This window comes from Caulobacter sp. SLTY (genome assembly GCF_009905535.1).
Classification (GTDB): Bacteria; Pseudomonadota; Alphaproteobacteria; order Caulobacterales; family Caulobacteraceae; genus Caulobacter.
Genome location: NZ_JAAALA010000013.1, coordinates 80,066 through 101,091, shown reverse-complemented (window position 1 = coordinate 101,091; position 21,026 = coordinate 80,066). Strand labels below are relative to the sequence as shown.

At 67.8% G+C, this 21,026-nt stretch carries 21 protein-coding genes and 2 tRNA genes; 10 read left to right on the top strand and 13 right to left on the bottom strand.

Annotation, left to right across the window (positions count from 1 at the left end):
• Window positions 1-13: 13 nt before the first annotated feature.
• The 5 genes from GVN21_RS09625 to rfaE2 form a co-directional block, all read right to left on the bottom strand.
• On the bottom strand, window positions 14-1,216 hold the full coding sequence (locus tag GVN21_RS09625) for an acetyl-CoA acetyltransferase (protein ID WP_166574515.1): 1,203 nt from the start codon (window positions 1,214-1,216) through the stop codon (window positions 14-16).
• Between the two features lie 11 nt (window positions 1,217-1,227).
• The gene (locus tag GVN21_RS09620) at window positions 1,228-2,715 is read right to left on the bottom strand and encodes a 3-oxoacyl-[acyl-carrier-protein] synthase III C-terminal domain-containing protein (protein ID WP_166574514.1); all 1,488 of its coding nucleotides are present in this window, start codon (window positions 2,713-2,715) and stop codon (window positions 1,228-1,230) included.
• Window positions 2,716-2,854: 139 nt separating this feature from the next.
• Complete coding sequence (locus GVN21_RS09615; RefSeq protein WP_166574513.1) at window positions 2,855-3,148, bottom strand: hypothetical protein; 294 nt, start codon at window positions 3,146-3,148, stop codon at window positions 2,855-2,857.
• Between the two features lie 6 nt (window positions 3,149-3,154).
• Window positions 3,155-4,156 carry an ADP-glyceromanno-heptose 6-epimerase gene (rfaD, locus tag GVN21_RS09610; protein WP_166574512.1) on the bottom strand — a complete coding sequence of 334 codons (1,002 nt, stop codon included), beginning with the start codon at window positions 4,154-4,156 and terminating at the stop codon, window positions 3,155-3,157.
• A 1-nt stretch (window position 4,157) separates the two neighbouring features.
• Window positions 4,158-5,624: a D-glycero-beta-D-manno-heptose 1-phosphate adenylyltransferase gene (rfaE2, locus tag GVN21_RS09605; RefSeq protein ID WP_166574511.1), complete on the bottom strand. Its 1,467-nt coding sequence runs from the start codon at window positions 5,622-5,624 to the stop codon at window positions 4,158-4,160.
• Between the two features lie 83 nt (window positions 5,625-5,707).
• On the opposite strand from rfaE2, the gene GVN21_RS09600 reads away from it, so the two are divergent.
• Genes GVN21_RS09600 through GVN21_RS09585 form a run of 4 tightly spaced genes read left to right on the top strand, consistent with a single transcriptional unit; the run spans window position 5,708 to window position 10,505 of the window.
• Entirely contained in the window at window positions 5,708-7,132 is a 1,425-nt protein-coding gene (locus tag GVN21_RS09600) for a deoxyribodipyrimidine photo-lyase (RefSeq protein WP_346764240.1), read from the top strand.
• A gap of 16 nt (window positions 7,133-7,148) precedes the next feature.
• Window positions 7,149-8,456 carry an FAD-dependent oxidoreductase gene (locus GVN21_RS09595; RefSeq protein WP_205690011.1) on the top strand — a complete coding sequence of 436 codons (1,308 nt, stop codon included), beginning with the start codon at window positions 7,149-7,151 and terminating at the stop codon, window positions 8,454-8,456.
• On the top strand, window positions 8,453-9,319 hold the full coding sequence (locus GVN21_RS09590) for a DUF1365 domain-containing protein (protein WP_166574508.1): 867 nt from the start codon (window positions 8,453-8,455) through the stop codon (window positions 9,317-9,319). Before GVN21_RS09595 ends, GVN21_RS09590 begins: the two co-directional genes overlap by 4 nt.
• Window positions 9,273-10,505 (top strand): cyclopropane-fatty-acyl-phospholipid synthase family protein, encoded by a 1,233-nt coding sequence (locus GVN21_RS09585; RefSeq protein ID WP_166574507.1) that lies wholly within the window; start codon window positions 9,273-9,275, stop codon window positions 10,503-10,505. Before GVN21_RS09590 ends, GVN21_RS09585 begins: the two co-directional genes overlap by 47 nt.
• Here the strand turns inward: GVN21_RS09585 and GVN21_RS09580 are convergent.
• Entirely contained in the window at window positions 10,502-12,061 is a 1,560-nt protein-coding gene (locus GVN21_RS09580; RefSeq protein ID WP_166574506.1) for a cryptochrome/photolyase family protein, read from the bottom strand. The genes GVN21_RS09585 and GVN21_RS09580 overlap by 4 nt on opposite strands.
• 118 nt (window positions 12,062-12,179) lie before the next feature.
• Here GVN21_RS09580 and GVN21_RS09575 point away from each other — a divergent pair, with 118 nt between their 5' ends.
• The 4 genes from GVN21_RS09575 to metC all read left to right on the top strand — a co-directional run bounded on the left by GVN21_RS09575 (window position 12,180) and on the right by metC (window position 15,734).
• Window positions 12,180-13,178 (top strand): cysteine synthase A, encoded by a 999-nt coding sequence (locus GVN21_RS09575; RefSeq protein ID WP_166574505.1) that lies wholly within the window; start codon window positions 12,180-12,182, stop codon window positions 13,176-13,178.
• 11 nt (window positions 13,179-13,189) lie between these two features.
• Window positions 13,190-14,035, top strand: coding sequence for a 3-mercaptopyruvate sulfurtransferase (gene sseA, locus GVN21_RS09570; protein WP_166574504.1), 846 nt, complete (start codon window positions 13,190-13,192; stop codon window positions 14,033-14,035).
• A 144-nt stretch (window positions 14,036-14,179) separates the two neighbouring features.
• Window positions 14,180-14,548: a GNAT family N-acetyltransferase gene (locus tag GVN21_RS09565; RefSeq protein ID WP_240902841.1), complete on the top strand. Its 369-nt coding sequence runs from the start codon at window positions 14,180-14,182 to the stop codon at window positions 14,546-14,548.
• Between the two features lie 31 nt (window positions 14,549-14,579).
• Entirely contained in the window at window positions 14,580-15,734 is a 1,155-nt protein-coding gene (metC, locus tag GVN21_RS09560) for a cystathionine beta-lyase (protein ID WP_166574502.1), read from the top strand.
• Between the two features lie 240 nt (window positions 15,735-15,974).
• On the opposite strand, the gene GVN21_RS09555 is transcribed toward metC, so the two are convergent.
• From GVN21_RS09555 to GVN21_RS09535, 5 genes are all read right to left on the bottom strand, one after another.
• Window positions 15,975-16,051, bottom strand: a tRNA-Arg gene (locus tag GVN21_RS09555).
• 41 nt (window positions 16,052-16,092) lie between these two features.
• Window positions 16,093-16,398: an ETC complex I subunit gene (locus tag GVN21_RS09550; protein WP_166574501.1), complete on the bottom strand. Its 306-nt coding sequence runs from the start codon at window positions 16,396-16,398 to the stop codon at window positions 16,093-16,095.
• Window positions 16,399-16,430: 32 nt separating this feature from the next.
• Window positions 16,431-16,507: transfer RNA gene (locus GVN21_RS09545), tRNA-Pro, on the bottom strand.
• A 58-nt stretch (window positions 16,508-16,565) separates the two neighbouring features.
• The gene (locus tag GVN21_RS09540; protein ID WP_166574500.1) at window positions 16,566-17,042 is read right to left on the bottom strand and encodes a glutathione peroxidase; all 477 of its coding nucleotides are present in this window, start codon (window positions 17,040-17,042) and stop codon (window positions 16,566-16,568) included.
• A 75-nt stretch (window positions 17,043-17,117) separates the two neighbouring features.
• Window positions 17,118-18,017, bottom strand: a complete 900-nt coding sequence (locus GVN21_RS09535) for a Gfo/Idh/MocA family oxidoreductase (protein WP_166574499.1) — start codon at window positions 18,015-18,017, stop codon at window positions 17,118-17,120.
• A 95-nt stretch (window positions 18,018-18,112) separates the two neighbouring features.
• Here GVN21_RS09535 and GVN21_RS09530 point away from each other — a divergent pair, with 95 nt between their 5' ends.
• Entirely contained in the window at window positions 18,113-19,114 is a 1,002-nt protein-coding gene (locus tag GVN21_RS09530; protein ID WP_166574498.1) for an NADP-dependent oxidoreductase, read from the top strand.
• A gap of 40 nt (window positions 19,115-19,154) precedes the next feature.
• Here the strand turns inward: GVN21_RS09530 and GVN21_RS09525 are convergent, their stop codons facing one another.
• Together GVN21_RS09525 and GVN21_RS09520 are read right to left on the bottom strand one after the other, a co-directional pair.
• Entirely contained in the window at window positions 19,155-19,538 is a 384-nt protein-coding gene (locus GVN21_RS09525; RefSeq protein ID WP_166574497.1) for a hypothetical protein, read from the bottom strand.
• Window positions 19,539-19,645: 107 nt separating this feature from the next.
• A complete protein-coding gene (locus tag GVN21_RS09520; RefSeq protein ID WP_166574496.1) occupies window positions 19,646-19,972 on the bottom strand; it encodes a copper-binding protein in 327 nt (108 codons plus the stop codon).
• 137 nt (window positions 19,973-20,109) lie between these two features.
• Between GVN21_RS09520 and GVN21_RS09515 the strand changes: the two genes are divergently transcribed.
• Window positions 20,110-21,015: a cobalamin biosynthesis protein CbiG gene (locus GVN21_RS09515; protein WP_166574495.1), complete on the top strand. Its 906-nt coding sequence runs from the start codon at window positions 20,110-20,112 to the stop codon at window positions 21,013-21,015.
• Window positions 21,016-21,026: the final 11 nt, after the last annotated feature.

Genomic DNA, 21,026 nt, shown 5'->3' with positions numbered 1-21,026 from the left:
CCGGCGGAGAGGGTTAAGCCCCCTCTTGGCCCACGATGGCCACAGAGCAGACGTTGGTCGATGGCGAGCCGCCGAGGTTGTGGGTCATGCCGAACACCGGATTGGCCAGCTGCCGCTCCCCGGCCCGGCCCTGGAGCTGCAGGTACATCTCGTAGAGCATCCGCAGGCCCGACGCGCCGATGGGATGGCCGAAGCATTTGAGGCCGCCGTCGATCTGGCAGGGAATGCCGCCGTCGGCGTCGAAGAAACCGTTCATCACGTCCTTCCACCCCTGCCCTTCGGCGCTGATATGCAGGTCCTCCATGGTCACCAGCTCGGTGACGCTGAAGCAGTCGTGGACCTCCATCATCGAAATCTGCTCGCGCGGCCGCTCGATGCCCGCCTCGCGATAGGCCTTGGAGGCGGCGATGCGGGCGGTGTGGAAGTAGCTGCCGTCCCAGCCGTTGTACTGGCTCTCCCAGCCGTTGGAGACCGACAGCTGCATGGCCTTCACGGTGACCAGGTTCTTCTTGCCCATCGCCCGGGCGATCTCGGGGGTGGTGACAATGGCCGCCGCTGCGCCGTCCGACACGCCGCAGCAATCGAACAGGCCGAGCGGTTCGGCGATCATCGGGGCATTCAGCACCTGCTCTTCGGTGACCGCCTTCTGCAGGTGGGCCTTGGGGTTCTTGGCCCCGTTGGCGTGGCTCTTGACCGAGACATGGGCGATGGCCCGCTTGAGGTCTTCCTTGGAGACGCCGTGCTTGGCGCGGTAGGCGGACGCCAGCTGGGCGAAGTTGCCCGGCGCCGAGCCGTTCGGCGCGGTTTGCGGGATCAGGGTGCCCGCCTGACCGGTCGGCAGGCCGCCGTAGCCGGTGTCCTTCAGCTTCTCGACGCCGAGCGCGATGGCGATGTCCGCCGCGCCCGAGGCCACCGCATAGACCGCGCCCCGGAAGGCCTCGGACCCACCGGCGCAGAAGTTCTCAACCCGGGTCACAGCGATGTTGGGCAGGCGAAGGGCCAGGCTCATCGGGGTGCCGCCCTTTCCGACCCCGACCTCGTCGATGTGGGTCGAGAACCAGGCCGCGTCGAGCTGGGTCGGCTCGATACCGGCGTCCTGCATGGCCTCAAGGTAGGCCTCGACCATCAGGTCCTCGGGGCCGGCGTCCCACCGCTCCCCGAACTTCGAACAGCCCATGCCAAGGATGGCGACCTTGTCCTTGATGCCGCTGGCCATGAGGGAGTCTCCTATTCGGCCGCGATAGCGGCGGTGCTGGATTGGGCGGAACGGTCGGGGGCGGCCTTCCAGAAATAGCGGCGGAAGCCGCGCTTCTCATCGACCTCCTTCAGGCGGAAGACCATCTTCACCGGCAGGCCGGTGTCCACGTCGCCCTGCTCGACGTCGGTGATGTCCATGAAGATGCGGCCGCCGCCCTCGAAGACGATGGTGCCATAGTGGTTGGGCGGGCTCATCGAATAGGTCAGGAAGTCGGCAGAATAGGTCAGGACCGACGCCTTGCGCTCGGCGAAGGGATAGGGGTCCTGGGTGTCGACCGTCGGGTTGTTGGGCGACACCGAGATGCGGGTGCGGGGGTATTGCACCACGCCTGTTTCGCGACACTTGCCGCCGACCAGACCGAGGATCTGGTCCTCGTTTCGGTAGAGGGTGGTCAGGGCGGTCTTGTTGTCCTTCTCCGCTCGCATGCCCCGATCCCATTCGACGAGATCGTTGAAGAACAGGAATTTCAGATAGTTGGTCTCTTCTTTTCGATCGGCGAGTGAACCGGATACGCCGCGCGCCGGACGGGCGTCGGCGATGGCCTCGGTGACCTTAAAGACGAAGGCCTCGGCGCCCTGGCCGAACTGGGCGACCAGGATGACGTCGCCGGCCTTGGCCTCTTCCAGGGCGTGGGCCAGCATGACCGGGCCGTGGGCGCAGCCGGACTCGCCCATGACCCCCGCAAGATTGTCACGCACCGCTTCGGCCGGAATGCCCAGCCGCTTGGCCAGGGTGGTGGCCATGCCGCCGAACACTGACGGGAAACAGAAGTGGGTGACCGCGCCGGCTTCGACGCCCGCCTCGGTCAGCGCATCCTTCACGGCGAGTGGGACCAACTTGACGATGCCCTCGTCGCGGATCCAACGCTCTTCCCACTGGTAGTCAAAGTCGGCGTCGGCGCCGCGGAAGTGGTCGACGAAGTCAGCGGTGTGGACGCCGTGGCCGAGCAGTTCGGCCACGGGATTGTCGTTGGAAACCACGAAGGCGGCGGCGCCGTCCCCGTTGTCCAGCTCCTGCGGCGAGGCGGCGCGGGCGCGGCGGTGATCACCGGCGACGACCAGGCCGGTCTTGGCGGCGCCGGCCTTCACGGCGTTGAGCGCCTGGGCCAGGGCGGTCAGGCCGCAGCGCTGCGAGCCGGTGACATCGGCGGCGGCGGCGCGGCGGTCCAGGGTCAGGGCGGCGGAAACGATGCCGGCGTTGAGGCGGTCGGCGAAGGGGGCGGTGGTGGAGGCGAACCACAGGCCGTCGATGTGGCTACGGTCGTCGCCCGGCCCCAGCGCGTCGCGCCCGGCCTCGACCGCCATGGTCAGGGCGTCCTCATCCCAATTGGCCATGGCCCGCTCGCCCTTGGCCTTGCCCATCAGGTTGGGAGCCACCCAGCTGTTGGCGCTGGCGGCGGCCTTGCGGCTCAGCCGAAGACGCGGGACGTAGGCCCCCCAGGCGGCGATGCCGACCATGACGTGCTCCCTTTCGAACTTGTTGGGAGCGAGTTTACGCCCACGAGACCCATGGGCAATCGTGACGCAGGGTTAGGCGCCTGTCCGCAATTGCCGTGGGTGGGACAAAGGTCTCAGCGGGTTCCGCAATGTGCGGAGGTCAGCCATCGTCTCGGGGCAGCTCGCGGATTTCGACCGTGCCGCCGGCTTCGTAGGTCGGGTTGCCGGACAGCAGGTCGCCGGCGGCCGCGAGGCTGGCGACCTCGACGCGGATGTAGCCCGTCAGGCGGACGGCGACCGGGCCGGCCGTCCCGGCCTTGCGGAAAGCGTCGCCCACGCCAATGGCGCTGCCGCCGCGGAAGACGCCAAGCTCGTTCAGGCGCGTAAAATAGTCGTCCCAGCCGACCGGCTCGGTGGTCGTGTCGTCGTGCATCAGCAGCAGGACATCGACCATCCCCGGCTACCGATAGGGGTCGCTAGCGGCGAGGTATCTGGAGACGTACTCGGCGATGCCATCCTCGAGCGGCGTAAACTGGCCCGGGTAGCCCGCCTCGCGGAGGCGGTCCATGCGAGCCTCCGTAAAGTACTGATATTTATCGCGAATGCCTTTTGGCATGTCGACGTAGTCGATCAGCGGCGGCTTGCCGGCCGCTTCGAAGACGGCCTGGGCCATCTCGGCGAAGCTGCGGGCCTTGCCGGAGCCGAGGTTGTAGATGCCATTCACGGTCGGGGTGGCGACCAGCCATTCGATGACCTCGGCCACATCCCGGACGTAGACGAAGTCGCGCAGCTGGCCTCCGTCCGGATAGTCGGGGTTGTGGCTCTTGAACAGTTGGACGGTATGACCGGCGCGGACCTTCGGAAAGATCTGGGCGGCGACCGACTTCATGCTGTCCTTGTGGGCCTCGTTGGGGCCGTAGACGTTGAAGAACTTCAGGCCCACCCATTGCGGCGGCTTGTAGTCGCGGGCCGCCTGGCGGGCGGCGAAGACGTCGAACAGGGCCTTGGACCAGCCGTAGGCATTGAGCGGCTGCAGGGCCTTGAGGCTTTCGAGATCGTCCTTGTCCTCAAAACCGGTCAGGCCATCGCCGTAGGTGGCGGCGCTGGAGGCATAGATGAAGCGGCGCTGGCGATCCGCGCACCAGCGGTAGAGGTCACGCGACAGGCAGAAATTGGTCTGGATGATCTTGTCGGCGTCGGCCTCGGTGGTCGAACTGATGGCGCCCATGTGGATCACGCATTCGACGTCGCGCCAGCGCTTTTCCAGCCATTCGAACATCTCCTCCGGCGGCACGAAGTCGCCGATGGGGTGCTTGGCGATGTTGCGCCACTTGCCGCCATCGGTCGTGCCCAGCCAGTCGCAGACGACCACGTCGAGGGTCGGGTCCTCGCAGAGCTTGGCGACGATGTTGGAGCCGATGAACCCGGCGCCGCCGGTGACGAAAACGATGCGGCGGGTCATTTCAGGACTCCTTCCCGGTCATCCGGGCGATTGCAGCGGTGGTCGAATAGCCGTCGACCAGGGGGGCCAGCTTCACTTCTCCGCCCCAGCCCTGGACCAGGTCGTGGCCGACGACGCCCTCGACGGTGTAGTCGGCGCCCTTGATCAGCACGTCGGGACGGGCGGCCTCAATCAGCTTGATCGGGGTGTCCTCGTCGAAGGCGGTGACCAGATCGACGTGGGCCAGACCGGCGAGAACCACGGCGCGGGATTCCAGGTCGTTGACCGGACGGCCTTCGCCCTTGAGCTTGCGCACCGAGGCGTCGCTGTTGACCGCCACGATCAGCCGGTCGCACCAGGCGCGGGCCTGGGCCAGGTAGGCGACGTGGCCCTTGTGCAGGATGTCGAAGCAGCCGTTGGTGAACCCGACCTTGAGGCCCTGCTTGCGCCATTCGGCGGCCTGGGCGGCCATGGCGGCTGGGCTGGCCAGCTTCAGTTCGGCCGGCGCCAAGCGGGCGGCGATCTCCGCCTCGACCAGTTCGCGAGGGCTGGCGGTCGCGGTGCCGGCCTTTTCGACCACTACGCCGGAGGCCAGCAGGGCGAAGGCGACGGCGTCGTCCATCGCCTGGCCCGCGGCCAGCGCCAGGCCGAGGGCGGCCAGCGCCGTGTCGCCGGCGCCGGAGACATCGAACACCTCGCGCGGGCGGCCGGGGAAGTGGCGAACCCCCTGCCCCCGCACGGCCAGGCTCATGCCCTTGGCGGCGCGGGTGACCAGCACCGCCTCGCAGCGGGACAGGTCGAGGGCGCGGGCCAGGGCCGCCTCGACCTCCTCGTCGGTGTCGGTAGGCAGGTCGGTGGCGCGGGCCAGCTCGGCGGCATTGGGCTTGACCAGGTCGGCGGCGCCGTAGCGGGCGAAGCTGCGGGCCTTGGAGTCGACGATCAGCACGGCGCCATTGTCGCGGGCCTCTAGGCAGGCCTCGATGACCTTCTGGGTCACGGCGCCCTTGCCGTAGTCGGACAGCAGGATGGCGCCGGCGCCCTCGGCGGCATGGCGGGCGGCATTGGCGAGTTTGGTTTCGAGCTCGCGGACGGCCGGCGAGGCGTCTTCCGAATCGACGCGCAGCAGCTGCTGGCCGGAGGCGACGTAGCGGGTCTTGACCGTGGTCGGTCGGGCGGGGTCGGTGACCAAGTGGGATTCCATGCCGCGCTCGTCGGCGATCAGACGCAGGGCCTCCTTGCCGGAGGCATCATCACCGATGAGGCCGGCCAGGGCCGCCTTGCCGCCCAGCGCGGCGACATTGCGGGCGACGTTGCCGGCCCCGCCGAGCATGACCGTCTCGCGCCCGAGCGCCAGCACGGGCACCGGCGCCTCGGGGCTGGTGCGGCTGACATCGCCGTAGACGAAGCGGTCGAACATGACATCGCCGACGCAGGCGACGCGGGCGCCGGTGACGGCGTCGAGGAGCTTTTGAAGGCCGGCAAGGTCCATGGGCGGCAGGGTGTGGGCTTTGACGCGGGGGCGGTCAAGCGGGTCGCGGTGATCCGATCCGGCGCCTGGTGCGTAGCCGTGGCGTGACTACGCCAACCACCCTCCTCTGGCTTCGCCAGGACCTTCGCCTCGCGGACAATCCGGCCCTGCACGCCATCGAGGGGACGGTAATCCCCGTCTACATCCTCGACGAGACGCCCGGCGTTCGGCCGATGGGCGGCGCCTCGCTCTGGTGGCTGGACAAGTCGCTGAAGGCGCTGGAGGCCGAACTGGAAGCGCGGGGCTCGCGGCTGATCCTGCGGCGGGGCGAGGCGGGCAAGGTGCTCGACGAGCTGGTGCGGGAGACGGGCGCGGAGGCGGTGCATTGGAACCGGCTGTATGACGCCGGCGCCATCGCCCGGGACAAGGCGATCAAGGCGAAGCTTACAGGTGGCGGCGTCCGATGCCTGTCCTGCAACAGCGCCCTGCTGAACGAGCCCTGGGAGGTCGAGACCGGCTCAGGCGGCCCATACAAGGTGTTCACCCCCTATTGGCGGGCGGCGTCGGCGCGGGTCGGCAGCTTCGTGCTGCACCGCGCGCCTGCCGAGCTCGCGGCGCCGGCAAAGTGGCCCAAGAGCGAGCGGCTGGCCGACTGGGGCCTGCATCCGAGCGGGCCGGACTGGTCGGGCGGGTTCGACTGGACGCCGGGCGAGGCCGGGGCGCGCGAAGCGCTGCACGACTTTCTGGACGGTGCGGTCGACCACTATGCCACCGACCGGGATCGGCCGGACCGGGCCGGTACATCCCGCCTGTCGCCGCACCTGCATTTCGGCGAGATCGGCCCCCGGCAGGTCTGGCGCGCGGCGCAGGATGCGGCGGCGCGGGGTGTCTCCCATAGCCAGGTCGAGAAGTTCCTGGCCGAGCTCGGCTGGCGCGAGTTCAACCATCATCTGATCTTCCACAACCCCGACCTGCCGACCAAGGCCTGGAAGCCGCAGTTCGACCAGTTGGATTGGCGCAAGGACGAGCCCGGCTTCGAGGCCTGGTCGAAAGGCCTGACCGGCTATCCGATCGTTGACGCAGGAATGCGGGAGCTGTGGGCTACCGGCTTCATGCACAACCGGGTGCGAATGATCGCGGCCAGCTTCCTGATCAAGGACCTGATGATCGACTGGCGGCGAGGCGAGGCCTGGTTCTGGGACACGCTGGTCGATGCCGACGTTGCCCAGAACGCCGGAAATTGGCAGTGGGTGGCAGGATCGGGCGCCGACGCCTCGCCCTTCTTCCGCATCTTCAACCCGATCGTACAGGGCCAGCGGTTCGACCCGGACGGCGCCTATGTTCGGCGCTGGGTCCCTGAATTGGCGAAATTGCCGGACTCGGTCATCCATGCGCCGTGGACGGCCGTATCTGAAGTGCTGGGTCGGGCAGATGTCGTGCTCGGCCGTGACTACCCGGAACCGATTGTCGATCACGGCATGGCCCGGGCTCGCGCGCTGGAAGCTTATGCGGCCCTTAAGGCTGCCTGACGGAGACGGACCCCAGGTGAAGATCGCAGTAATCGGTTCAGGAGTAGCGGGTCTGGGGGCGGCCCTGGCGTTGAAGGATGCCCACGAGGTCGTGCTGTTCGAGAAGGACAGCCGGCTGGGCGGTCACGCCAACACGGTCACGGTCGACTGCGCCGGCGAGGCGGTGGCGGTCGATACCGGCTTCATCGTCTACAACGAAAGCAACTATCCCAACCTCGTGGGGCTGCTGGACAGCCTGGACGTCGAGACGCGGCCTACCGACATGAGCTTCGCCTGCGCCGGCGGCGGGGTGGAGTGGTCGTCCAACTTCCCACGCGGGGTGTTCGCCCAGAAGCGCAACCTGCTGAACCCCTCGTTCCTGCGGATGCTGCACGACATCAAGCGGTTCAACGACCTGGCGCGCAACGACCTCCTCAAGGCCGATATGAAGGACATGTCGCTGGGCGCCTACCTGAAGCTGCGCGGCTTCTGCGAGCGCTTCCGCGATCAGTATCTTCTGCCCATGGGCGCCGCCATCTGGTCGACCACCGAGGGGCGGATCGGCGATTTTCCGGCCGAGAGCTTCCTGCGGTTCCTGTCCAACCATGGCCTGCTGCAGTTCACCCCGCCGCTGTGGAAGACCGTGGTTGGCGGCAGCCGCGAGTATGTCCAGCGGATCGGCGCGATCCTCGGCGACCGGGTGCGGCTGAACAGTCCGGCCACGGCGGTGCGGCGGGTTCCCGGCGGCGTTCTGGTCGAGACGGCCGGCGGGGTCGAGCGGTTTGACCAGGTGGTTCTGGCCTGTCACTCGGACCAGAGCCTGAAGCTGCTGGCCGATGCAGGCCCGGAGGAGCGGGCCTTCCTCGGCGCCGTCCGCTATTCGGCCAATCGCGCGGTTCTGCACCGCGACCCGGCGCTGATGCCCGTGCGGCGACAGGCATGGGGCAGCTGGAACTACATCGGCGATAGCCGGGCGACTTCAAAGCCTTATGTCACCTATTGGATGAACAACCTTCAGATGCTCACCACGTCGGAGCCGCTGTTCGTCACCCTCAACGGCCCGCCCGCCGACCCGGCTCTGGTCATCGCCGAATTCGACTATGACCACCCGCAGTTCGACACCCCCGCCCTGGCCGCCCAGCGGCGGATCGGGCGGATCCAGGGCCGCGGCGGTGTCTGGTACGCCGGCGCCTGGCTGGGCTACGGCTTCCATGAAGACGGCATCACCTCTGGCGTCAAAGTGGCGCTGGAGCTCGGCGGCAAGGTTCCGTGGGACTTCGTCGACCACCGCGTCGCAGGCTTTGAGGGCCAATCCACCGTCGGTCGCGAGCGGGCCGCGGCGTGAGACCTGCCGCCCTCTATGTCGGGGACACCTGGCACCGGCGGTTCGCGCCACGGCCTCACGAGTTCCGCTATCGGCTGTTCCAGCTGCTGGTCGATGTCGACCGGCTGGAGGAGGCCTTCGCCGGCCTGAAGCTTATGCGGCTCGGCCGGTTCGGGGTGATGAGCTTCGAGCCGCGCGACCATGGCGACCGGGTCAGCGCCGACCTGCGGCCGTGGGTGGAGCGGACCCTGGCGGAGGCGGGGGTCCGGGCGAGCGCGGCGACCATCCGCCTGCTGTGCTTCCCTCGCGTGCTGGGTTTCGTCTTTAACCCGCTGTCGCTCTTCTTCGTCCACGCGGCCGACGGGCGGCTGGAGGCGGTGGTCTATGAGGTGAACAACACCTTCGGCCAGACCCACGCCTACGTCATTCCGGCCACGGACGGTGAGCGGCAGGTGCAGCGGGCGGCCAAGCGGCTCTATGTCTCGCCCTTTTACAAGGTCGAGGGCGAGTACCGGTTCGACATCGCCGCGCCTGGTGAGACCTTCGACCTGCGAATCGTTAAGGCGGTAGGCGGCAAGCCGGACTTCGTCGCCACCCAAGCGGCGACCCGTGAACCGCTGACCGATCAACGACTTGCGGCGTTGTTCTGGTCCATTCCTTTGATGACCTTGAAAGTCGTGGCGGCGATCCATTGGGAAGCACTTCGCTTGTTTCTCAAGGGCGCCCCGTTCGGCCTCCGGGCGCCGGGCCCCAAAGCCGGACTCAGCGCTGGCGAGCCCCTTGGTCTCGCGCAACCGGAAAACAATGGTACAATTGAGAAAAGTGAGCGGAGCGAAGATGACAGAATTCGCCGTAAACGCCGCATCCGTTTGGGAAACGCCTGACTTCCGCCGCGCGCCGGCGGCCTTCCGCACGGCGATGAAGGTGCTGCGCAACAACTGGACCGTCGGGGCGCTGGACGTGGTCATGCCACAGGGCCAGCGGCTGACCTTCCGGGGCAGCCAGCCGGGACCGCAGGCCGAACTGATCGTCAAGGATTACAAGGCCATAGGCCGGGTGATGTCCGGCGCAGACATCGGCTTCGCCGAAGGCTACATGGCCGGCGAATGGGACACGCCGGACCTGGCGGCGCTGCTGACCGCCTTCACCTTCAACCTCGACCAGATCGCCCGCATCATGGCCGGCAACCCGCTGGTCAAGGCCTACAACAATCTGCTGCATTTCCTGCGGCCCAACACCCGCGAGGGCTCGCGCAAGAACATCCATGCCCACTACGACCTGGGCAACAGCTTCTATGAGCTGTGGCTGGACCGGACGATGACCTACAGCTCGGCCCGGTTCGAGCGCGCCGACCAGACGCTCGAAGAGGCTCAACGGGAGAAGTACGCCGCCCTCGCCCGCTCCATCGACCTTAGAACCGACCAGACGGTGCTGGAGATCGGCTGTGGCTGGGGCGGGTTCGCCGAGTTTGCGGCCAAGGAGGTCGGCGCCAAGGTGACCGGCATCACCATCTCCCAGGCGCAGTACGATTATGCCCGTAAGCGCTTGTTTGACCAGGGTTTGGCGGAAAAGGCCGACATCAAGCTGATCGACTATCGCGACGTCGATGGCCGGTTCGACCGGGTGGCCTCGATCGAGATGTTCGAGGCGGTGGGCGAGGAATACTGGCCCACCTATTTCGGCAAGATCCACGACGTGCTCTCGCCGGGCGGTCGGGCCGGCCTGCAGATCATCACCATCCGCGACGATCTGTTTGACCACTATCGCCGCCACGCCGACTTCATCCAGCGCTATGTCTTCCCGGGCGGCATGCTGCCGGGCGAAGAGGCTCTGAAGAAACAGACCGACAAGGCGGGCCTGAGCTGGACAGGGATCAACCGGTTCGGGGAATGCTACGCCGACACCCTGAACCAGTGGCTGCGGACCTTCGACGGGGTGTGGGAGCAGGTGCGGGCGCTGGGCTTCGACGAGCGGTTCCGGCGGCTGTGGCGGTTCTACCTGGCCTATTGCGAGGCCGGGATGCGCAGCGGCCGGACCAATGTTATCCAGCTGGGCCTGGCGCGGGCCTAGGCCTCGCGGGGCACGGCGCCCATCGCCTGGCGAGTCGCCTCGGCCTTGGCGCGGATGCGACGGCGCTCCTCCGGATCCATCCGCGACAGGGTCTTGTAGGGCATCAGCAGCCGGCCTGACGCGGCCAGCCGCGCCTCGTGGCGATCCAGGAAGTCCCAGTAGAGGGCGTTGAACGGACAGGCGTCGTCCTGCAGCCGCCCCTTCACATCGTAGCGGCATCCCCGGCAGTAGTTGCTCATCCGGTTGATGTAGGCCCCGCTCGCCGCATAGGGCTTGGAGCCGACGATGCCGCCGTCGGCGAAGGTGGCCATCCCATGGGTGTTGGGCAGCTCGACCCATTCATAGGCGTCGGCGAATACCACCATGTACCAGTCGTTGATCTCCGCCGGCGCGACGCCCAGCAGCATGGCCAGGTTGCCGGTGACCATCAGCCGCTGGATGTGGTGGGCGTAGGCGTGCTCGCGCACCTGGTCGACCACGTCGGCGACACAGGCCATGTCCGTCTCGCCGGACCAATAGAACCAGGGAAGCGCGCGGTCGGCCTCCAGGGCGTTTCGCAGGCCGTACTCGGGCATCTTCAGCCAGTAGACGCCCCGGACGAACTCGCGCCAGCCGATGATCTGGCGGATGAACCCCTCGACCGCGTTCAGCGGCGCGCGCCCATCCCGCCAGCGGCCCTCGGCGGCCCGGCAGACGGCCAGCGGATCGAGCAGGCCAAGGTGCAGGCTGGTGGAGATCCCCGCATGCCACATCCAGGTCTCGCCGCTCATCATCGTGTCCTGCCACTGGCCAAAGCCCGGCAGGGCGTGGTCGAGGAACCAGTCGAACTCCGCCTGCGCCTCCTGAGGCGTGGTCGCCCAGGCGAAGGCCTCCAGCGACCCGAAGTGACCCTCGAATCGGGCGGCGACCTGCGCCAGAACGGCCTTCGTCGCGGCCGACGGGGGCGTCCGCGGGTTGGTCGGCGGACGCAGGCCCTTGGCTGGCCCGTGACGATTGTCATGGTCCAGATTCCACACCCCGCCGGCCGGCTGGTCGCCGTCCATCAGAAGGTCGGTCCGCTGGCGCATCATCCGATAGAACCACTCCATGGTCAGGCCCTTGCGGCCCTCCGCCCACTGCGTGAAGTCCGCGCGGCTGCACAGGAACCGGTCGTCCTCCCGCACCTCGAAGGGCAGCCGCTGCGTCTGCTCGAAGGCGGTCAGCAGCGCCTCCAGCCGCCACTCCCCGCTGGCGGTGCGCACCACGCGCGCCGGCGACACCGCGTCGATCGCCCGGCCGATCTCCCCGGCGATGGAGCCGCTGTTGTCCGGATCGTCGATCGAGACATAGCGAACCGTCACCCCTTCCGCCCGCAACGCCTCGGCCCTGGCCCGCATGGCCGCGAAGGTCAGGGCGATCTTCTGCTTGTGGTGGCGCACATAGGTCGCCTCCTCCATCACCTCGGCCATCAGCACCGTGTCGGCGGCGGGATCGAGATCGCGGAGCGCCGAGAGGGACGCGGCTAGCTGGTCGCCAAGGACCAGGCGCAGGGCGCCGCCGGAGGATTTGGAAGACATGCCCGCCAGCTAGGCTGGCCCAAGGCCGCGCCAAGGCCGCCCCCAGATTTTCTTCCTTGCGGATCGACGCCCGCGCACGATCTAGAAGGCCTGACACCAACGACACGGACCGCCCCGCATGACCATCGCCCGCAGCGTGATCGAGGCCATCGGTAACACGCCCCTGATCCGCCTGAGGGCCGCCAGCGAGGCGACCGGCTGTGAGATCCTCGCCAAGGCCGAGTTCATGAACCCCGGCCAATCGGTGAAGGACCGGGCCGCCCTCTACATCATCCGCGACGCCGAGGCGTCCGGGCGGCTGAAGCCCGGCGGGCGAATCGTCGAGGGCACGGCGGGGAATACCGGCATCGGCCTGGCCATGGTCGGCGGGGCCTTGGGTTACAAGACCACCATCGTCATTCCGCGCACCCAGAGCCAGGAGAAAAAGGACGCCATCCGGCTGGCCGGCGCCGATCTGGTGGAGGTGGACGCGGTCCCCTACTCCAACCCCGACAACTATGTGAAGTATTCCGGGCGCTTGGCGGCGGAACTTGACGCCAAGGAGCCGGCGGGCGCAGTCTGGGCCAACCAGTTCGACAATGTCGCCAACCGTCGGGCCCATGAGGAGACGACCGGGCCGGAAATCTGGGAGCAGACGGCGGGCCGCGTCGATGGCTTCATCTGCGCCGTCGGGTCCGGCGGCACCCTGGCGGGGGTGGCCAACGCGCTGCGGGCGCGGCGATCGTCAGTGAAGATCGGCCTGGCTGACCCGTATGGAGCCGCGCTGCACAGCTGGTACGTCGACGGCGAGCTGAAGGCGGAGGGATCGTCGATTAGCGAGGGCATCGGTCAAGGCCGAATTACCGCCAATCTTGAAGGGTTTAGGCCGGACTTCTCCTACCGCATCGACGACCACGAGATGATCCAGATCGTCTATGACCTGGCCGAGCATGAGGGTCTGCTGATGGGCGGATCGACCGGGATCAACGTTGCCGGGGCCATCCGCATGGCGCGCGACCTGGGGCCGGGCCACACCATTGTGACGGTGTTGTGCGACCACGGATCACGCTATCAAAGCAAGCTGTTCAACCCCGCCTTCCTGGCCGAGAAGGGCCTTCCCGCCGCCGGCTGGCTCTAGAGGAATACCGCATGCCGACCGATCCGCTCGTCTCCACGGCCTGGCTGGCCGAGCATCTCGACGCGCCGGACGTGCGGATCATCGACGCCAGCTATTTCCTGCCCGGCGACCCGCGCGACCCCAAGGCCGAGTACGCCCTGGTGCATATCCCCGGCGCGGTGTTCTTCGACATCGACGACATCTCCGACGAGACCAGCGACCTGCCGCACATGCTGCCTTCGGCGGTAAAGTTCGCATCCCGGATGCGCAAGCTGGGCATCGGCGACGGCGCCCGGCTGGTGATCTACGACAGCCAGGGCCTGTTCTCGGCGCCGCGCGTCTGGTGGACCTTCCGGGCCATGGGCCATGAGGATGTGGTGGTGCTGGACGGCGGCCTGCCCAAGTGGATCGCCGAGGGCCGCCCCGTCGAGGACGGCGTGCCGCCGCCGCGCGAGCGCCACTTTACCAGCCGCTACAGCAACGACCTGGTCCGAGACCAGGCCCAGGTGCGCCGCGCCCTTGGCAACGGTCGCGAGCAGCTGGTCGACGCCCGCCCCGCCGGCCGCTTCCTGGGCGAGGCGCCGGAGCCTCGGCCGGGCCTGCGGTCCGGCCACATGCCCGGCGCCCGCAACGTGCCGGCCTCCAGCGTCATCGCCCCCGACGGCACGATGAAGCCTGCCGAGCAGCTGAAGGCCGTGTTCGAGGCGGCGGGGGTCGACATCTCTCGGCCGATCGTCACCACCTGCGGCTCGGGCATCACCGCCTCGATCCTGGCCCTGGCGCTCGCCCGCCTCGGCCGCGACCGCACGGCGGTCTACGATGGCAGCTGGGCCGATTGGGGCCGGCCGGGCGATACCGAGGTCGTCACCGGCCCATGAGCAGCTGGACGGTCCGTCAGGCCACGCGCGCGGACCTGCCGCTGATGGCGGAGCTTGAACGGTCCGGCGATCAAGCCTTCCTGAACAGCGACCGCCCGCAGTTCGGGACCGCCGATCCGACTCCGTCAGACCAGCTGGAACCCTATGTCGACGCCGGCAGCGCCTGGATCGCCGAGGACCGGCCACGCGGGCGGCTTCGTCGTGGCCGGGCCGCGAGGCGACCAGTTCATCATCTTCCAGATCTCGGTGGCCCTGGAGCACCAGGGAACCGGCGCCGGCGGCGTGTTGATGCACACGGCGCTGGAGGCCGGTCGGCGGCTGGGCTGCCGGCAGGCGGCGCTGACCACCTTTCGCGACATCGCCTGGAACGCGCCCTGGTATCGCCGCTTCGGCTTCGAGATCGTCGAGGAGGCCGACCTGAGCCCTGCCCTGGCCCATCTGCGCGACAAGGAAGCCGCCCTCGGCTTCGACATGAGCCAGCGTTGCGCAATGACGGTGGACCTGCGCGCTTGATCCGCCCTCCCCGCTCGCCCTAACTGCGCCGATGGACGAGAAGACCCGCCTGATCCACGCCGGCCGCCAGGTCCAGCCTCGCGCCCGCACCGTCGGGCCGGCGATCCAGCGGGGCTCGACCGTGCTGCTGCCCAACTCCCGCGCCCTGTACGAGGAAGAGCTCGGCTACGGCCGCGCCGGGCTGGCGGCGCAGGAGGCCCTGTGCGAGGGCTTGGCGGAGCTGGAGGGGGCGACGAGCGTCCACCTGTATCCCAGCGGCTTGGCGGCCCTCTCCGGCGCGCTGACGGCGGTGCTGAAGGCCGGGGACTCCATCCTGGTCACCGAGGGCGCCTACAAGCCGACGCGGGTATTCTGCCAGCGGGTGCTGAGCCGGTTCGGCGTGCGGGTCGAGATCTACGACGCCCGCCTGTCGCCCGACGAGCTGATGGCGCTGGTCCGCGACGACACCCGGCTGATCCTGCTGGAATCGCCCAGCTCCCTTACCTTCGAGATACAGGACGTCTCCGCCATCGCCGCGGCGGCGCGGGCGCGGGGCGTGCTAACCCTGATGGACAACACCTGGGCGGCGGGCCTGTATTTCAAGCCGCTGGCACACGATGTCGATATCAGCGTCCAGGCTCTGACAAAGTACGTCTGCGGCCACAGCGACATATTCATGGGCAGCGCCGCGACCAACGATGCGGCGCTGGCGGCGAAACTGGAAGAGGGCGTGCACGACTTCGGCTGGGCGGTCACCGGCGACGCCGCCTACGACATCCTGCGGTCCCTGCGCACCCTCCCCACCCGCCTGGCCCGCCACGATGAGACCGCCCGCGCCGTCGCTGGCTGGCTCAGCGCCCAGCCCCAGGTAGCGCGGGTGCTCCACCCCGCCCTCCCCGGCGCGCCGGGCCACGCCATCTGGGACCGGGACTACAGCGGCGCCAGCGGCCTGTTCGGCTTCGTGCTGAACCCGGTGCCCATCGAGGCCGAACACGCCTTCCTCGACGCCCTGAAGATCTTCGGCCTGGGCTTCAGCTGGGGCGGCTTCGAGAGCCTGGCCATCCGCTGTGACCCGCAGCTGAAGTCGCGGACGTTCGTGACGGGGATGGAGGGGCCGCTGTTTCGGCTACACATCGGGTTGGAGCAGGCGAGCGACCTGATTGCCGACCTCGGAGCTGGCCTGACGGCCCTTGAGGCTGCGTCGTAAGCTGAGAGCGTGGAGAAGCCGCGCCGCCGGTGGCCTGTCGGGGACAGGTACTCCGTCTGACAGTCATCGAGCATACATCGCGTCGGGCGCGGAGAACCAGTCCCCGCCGCAGGGGACTGGTTCTCCGCAGCCCCGCTGGCGACAGCTATAGACTGGCTTGGCCCGGAGTACCTGTCCCCGATATGCCCGGACATGAGCGGTAACGGGCGGGATGTGGCGGTCCAGCTGCAGACTGAAGGCTGGCGACTCCAGTAGGATTCGAACCTACGACCGTCCGCTTAGAAGGCGGATGCTCTATCCAGCTGAGCTATGGAGTCTCTTCGGGGAGTCTACCGCCCTTCCCCCGCTGGGTGAACGGCTAGTGCGTCCAGGGCTGGCGTCTGTTGGTCGCGAAGTTGTCGGCGTAGGCCTTGATGATCTTCTTCGGCTCTTTGGGCTCGATAACCTGGAAGGCGATGCCGTGCTTCTGGGCGTAGGCGACGGCCTCGTCGCGGGTCTCGAAGCTGAGCCGGACCTGGCCGTTCATGTCGACGCTCTGGGTCCAGCCGGTCAGCGGGTCGTTGCGCTTTGCGGCGGCCGGCTCGAATTCCAGGATCCAGTCGCGGGTCTTGGCCTTGCCGGACTGCATGGCGGTCTTGGCGGGGCGGAAGATGCGGGCGAGCATGGCGGCCTCTTTCAACGTCTCAAGCCCGATGATGGTCGGGGCGGCAGGATTTGAACCTGCGACCCTCTGCTCCCAAAGCAGATGCGCTACCAAGCTGCGCTACACCCCGTCATCTTCGGAACGGCGGTGTTTGCCACTTTGCGCGGGCGAGCGAAAGGGAAAGACGCTTAAAGCGCCTCTTCCACCGCCGCTTTGATCTCCGGATCGAGCGGGTCGGTGCGGGGGCCGAAGACGTTGATCAGGGTCCCGTCCTTGCCGACCAGCAGCTTGTGGAAGTTCCACACCGGCTCGGCCGGCTCGCCCACCTGCTCCACCGCCCATTTGTAGAAGGGGTGGGCGGTGTCGCCCTTGACGTCCACCTTGGCGGTCATCGGGAACTCGACGCCGAAGTTGGTGCGGCAGAATTCCTGGATTTCCGCCTCGCTGCCCGGCTCCTGCCCCATGAACTGGTTGCAGGGCACGCCCAGCACCACCAGCCCCCGGTCGCGGTATTCCGCATAGAGCTTCTCCAGCCCGTCGTATTGCGGGGTCAGGCCGCACTTGCTGGCCACGTTGACTACCAGCACAGGGTGATCCTTGAAGGTGGTCAGCGGCAGCGGCTGGCCGTCGATGGCGGTGAACTCGAAGTCCCAGGCGTTGGTCATGGTGCGTGCTCCGGCTGTTGCAGAGACCATGACGCGGTTTCCTGAGGGTTCAACCGCGACGTGGCGTTAGACGGCTCAGAACCCCGCCGCCTGCTCCACCGCCAACCCCAGGTCCAGCGCCCGCGCCGCTTCCTCGCCGGTCACCACCGGCCGGGGCGACTTGCCGAGCACCGCGTTGACGAACCCCTGCACGCTGGTCCCCAGGGGGTCGCGGCCGGCGGGAGTGTCAGTGAAGGCCTCGTTCAGGGCAAAGCCGGTATTGTTGCTGAAGGCGCGGGTGACGAAGTCGATCTCCAGCACGCCGGAGGGGTAGACGATCCGCATGGTCCGTTCGCGGGCCCCCGCGATCCGCGAGGCGGTGAATACAGCGGTGAAGCCGTCGGTGAAGCTGGCCTCGGCGGTGATCTCGTCGGCGTTCCCCTCCCCCTCCACGGTGAAGGGCTCGGCGTCGGTTAGCGACAGGGCCAGGTCGATGTCGTGGATCATCAGGTCCAGCACCACCGAGACGTCCTTGCTGCGCGGCGAGGGCGTCCCCTTGCGCACCGCCTCAAGGCGGAGGGGCTTTTCCGGAATATCGAGCAGGCCCATGGCCTGGCTGACCACCCGCTCCTGATGGCCGCAGGCCAGCACCAGCCCGGCCTTGGCGGCGGCCGTGATCAGCCTGTCGGCGTCCTCCAGCGTCGTGGCCAGGGGCTTTTCGACATAGACCGACTTGCCGGCGGCCAGCGCCTGCAGCGCCGCTCCCGCGTGGGTGGTGGCGGGCGTCGCCACGGTGATGATGTCGGTCACGGCCAGCAGGTCGGCCAGTTCGCCGTAGGCTTCGGCGCCATACTGATTGGCCATGTCGAAGCAGCGCTCGGGGTGCAGATCGAAGATCCCGACCAGCTCGATCCCTTCCATCTCGGCATATTTTCGCGCGTGATAGCCGCCGAAAACGCCTGATCCGACCACGCCGGCTCTGAGAACTTTCGTCATGGCCGCCGCTTTAGCGCAGTTCGCCGCTTTCGCGAACCGCCCCAGAGGTCTAACAGTTGTTTGAAATTCACACGCCGCAAGGGCGGGAGGAAATCATGACCACATTCCGTGAAGTCCGGCTCAAGAGCCGTCCAGAGGGCGTGCCCGTCGCCGACAATTTCGAGGTCGCCTCGGTCGATCTGCCGCCGCCCGGCCCGGGCGAGGTGCAGGTTCGCAACCACTACATGTCGGTCGATCCCTACATGCGGGGCCGGATGTACGACCGGCCCTCCTACGTGCCGCCGTTCCAGATCGGCGAGGCGCTGCAGGGCGGCGCCGTCGGCGAGGTGATCACCTCCAACGACCCGGGCTTCCAGGTCGGCGACACCGTCCAATCGATGTTCGGCTGGCGCGAGGCGTTCAACGCGCCCGCCTCCACGATCCAGAAGCTCGACACCCATGGCCTGCCGATCCAGGCCTTCCTCGGCGTCGCCGGCATGCCCGGCATGACCGCCTACGCCGGCCTGCTGCGCGTCGCCGCGCTGAAGGAGGGGGATGTGGTGTTCGTCTCCGCCGCCGCCGGAGCCGTGGGCTCGGTCGTCTGCCAGATCGCCAAGATCAAGGGCCACACCGTGATCGGCTCGGCCGGCGGCGCGGAGAAGGTCGCCTTCCTGAAGGAGATCGGGGTCGACCATGTGATCGACTACAAGGCGACGCCCGACCTGAAGGCCGCCCTGCGTGAGGCCGCGCCCAAGGGCATCGACGTCTATTTCGAGAATGTCGGCGGCGAACATCTAGAGGCCGCGATCGACTCAGCCCGCCCGTTCGCCCGCTTCGCTCTCTGCGGCATGATCAGCCAGTACAACGAGACGGGCGAGCCCAAGGGCCCGTCGAACATCATCATGGCGGTCGGCAAGAGCCTGAAGCTGGAAGGCTTCATCGTCTCGAACCACTACGACATGCTGCCGGCCTTCCTGAAGGACATGTCCGACTGGATCGGGTCCGGAAAGCTCAAGTGGAAGGAAACCGTCGACGAAGGCGTGGAGAGCGCCCCCGGAGCCTTCATCAAGCTCTTCAAGGGCGAGAACATGGGCAAGATGCTGGTCAAACTGAGCTAACCAGCGGCCGGGCGGGCGCTGCTCGCCCGGCCTTCCTGGTCTAAGCGGTCAGGAACACCATGCAGGTGCCGATGTCGTCGGCCACAGCCTTGATAATGGCGTCCGTGTTCTTGCCGCCCTCGCTCACCGTATCGTATCGGGTCGCGGTGGCGCCCATTTCCTTGGCCGCCTCCTCGCCGAAGGCGGTATCAGCCGAGGTGATGTAGTTGATCCAGACGATGGCCAGATCGGCGAAATCGCTGGTCTGTTCTTCCTTCGGCAGGGACTCGGCGAGCTTGGCGAACAGTACGGTGGCGGCGGCGCAACGGCCGGCGTCCTTGGCGCTGGTGCCGGTCTTGATCTTGAAGCCCGCGGCCGAGGCCGGGGCGCTGGCGATCACGGCGAGCATGGCGCCGGCGGCCAGGGTGGCGAGAATCTTCTTCATGATGATGCGGTCCTGGAACGGTGTTGACGGACCGACGCTATCAGCAGCCGCCTCAACTCAGGCGCCCACAAAGGGGGGTACCAGCCACCCCTGTGGCAAAAATACCTCTAGGGCCTCGCGGCCAGTTCGGTCAGGGCCCAGTCGTTGCCCTGCTTGCGGAAGCTGACCGCCACGCGCGAGCCCGGCGCCTCGGGGGCCGTGGCCATCACATCGGCGAAGGCCTTGAAGGTGGTGCGGCCGGCGGGGATGCCCGCCTCGGGCACAGCCTCATGGTCGATGGTCACCGTGTCGAGCGTGACCGCGGAGATGGAACCGACGGCCGCGTAGGTCGGACCCGACAGCGGCGGCGCGGTCTCGACCTTATTGATCTTGTCAGGCCCTGGCCCACAGGCGGTCGCCAGCAGGCAGACGGCGAGAACGGCAGCGAACCTCATCGGGGCGATCTCTCCTTGTACGGAGCGGGGACTAGCATGCGGTTATGACAGAACAACCCCGCCCACGGCCATCGCGGCTTTCGCGCCGCGCCGCCATGGCCTAAAAGCCCGCGGTTCGTTGATTTGGAGAGTGCCTCGTGTCGCGGTTGTTCGACGCCTATGTGATGGTTGATTGGAGCGCGTCTTCCACCCCGAAGACGGGCAAGGACTCAATCTGGATCGGCGTCAACAAGAAGGACGCCCGCTTTCGCCCGACCTTCGAGGCGCATAATCCCGCCACCCGCGCGGCCGCCATGGCGACCCTGCGCGAGGTGCTGGCCGATCTGCGCCGGCGCGGCGAACGCGTGCTGGTCGGGTTCGACTTCCCGCTCGGCTATCCGCGCGGTACGGCGGCCAAGCTGGGCCTGAAGGATGCCGACTGGTCGGGCATGTGGAAGTTCCTGGCCGACAACGTGGTCGACAAGCCCACCAACGTGAACAACCGCTTCGCCGTGGCCAACAAGGCCAACCGTCTGATGACCGACGCTGCCCGGCCGTTCTGGGGTTGCCCGGCGAAGGACGCCCAGACCTGGCTGTCGCCGACCAAGCCCGAGCATGGCCCCGACCTGCCCCCGGTGCTGCGCGCCGCCGAGGCCGCAACGGCCGGCAAGGGCAAGGCCGGCGCCAAGAGCGTCTGGCAGATCTTCGGCAACGGCACCGTCGGCAGCCAGGCCATCGTCGGCATCCCGGCGGTGCGAGCCCTGCACGTCGAGATGGCCGGCAAGGCCAAGGTCTGGCCGTTCGAGACCGGCTGGAAGACCCTCAAGCGCGACGACGTCGAGGGGCTGGACGCGCTGTTCGTCGAGATCTACCCGGCGCTCGGCGACGTGCGGCCGGAAACCGGCGAAATCGTCGACCGGGCCCAGGTCCGCGCCCTGTGCGAACACTTCCTGCGCCTCGACGAGGCCGGCAAATTGGGCGAGGCCTTCGGACCGCCGAAGGGCGTGGACGAGGCCGAGGTCGCGATCATCGAGAGCGAAGAGGGCTGGATCCTGGGGGCTTAGGCGTCCTGTCC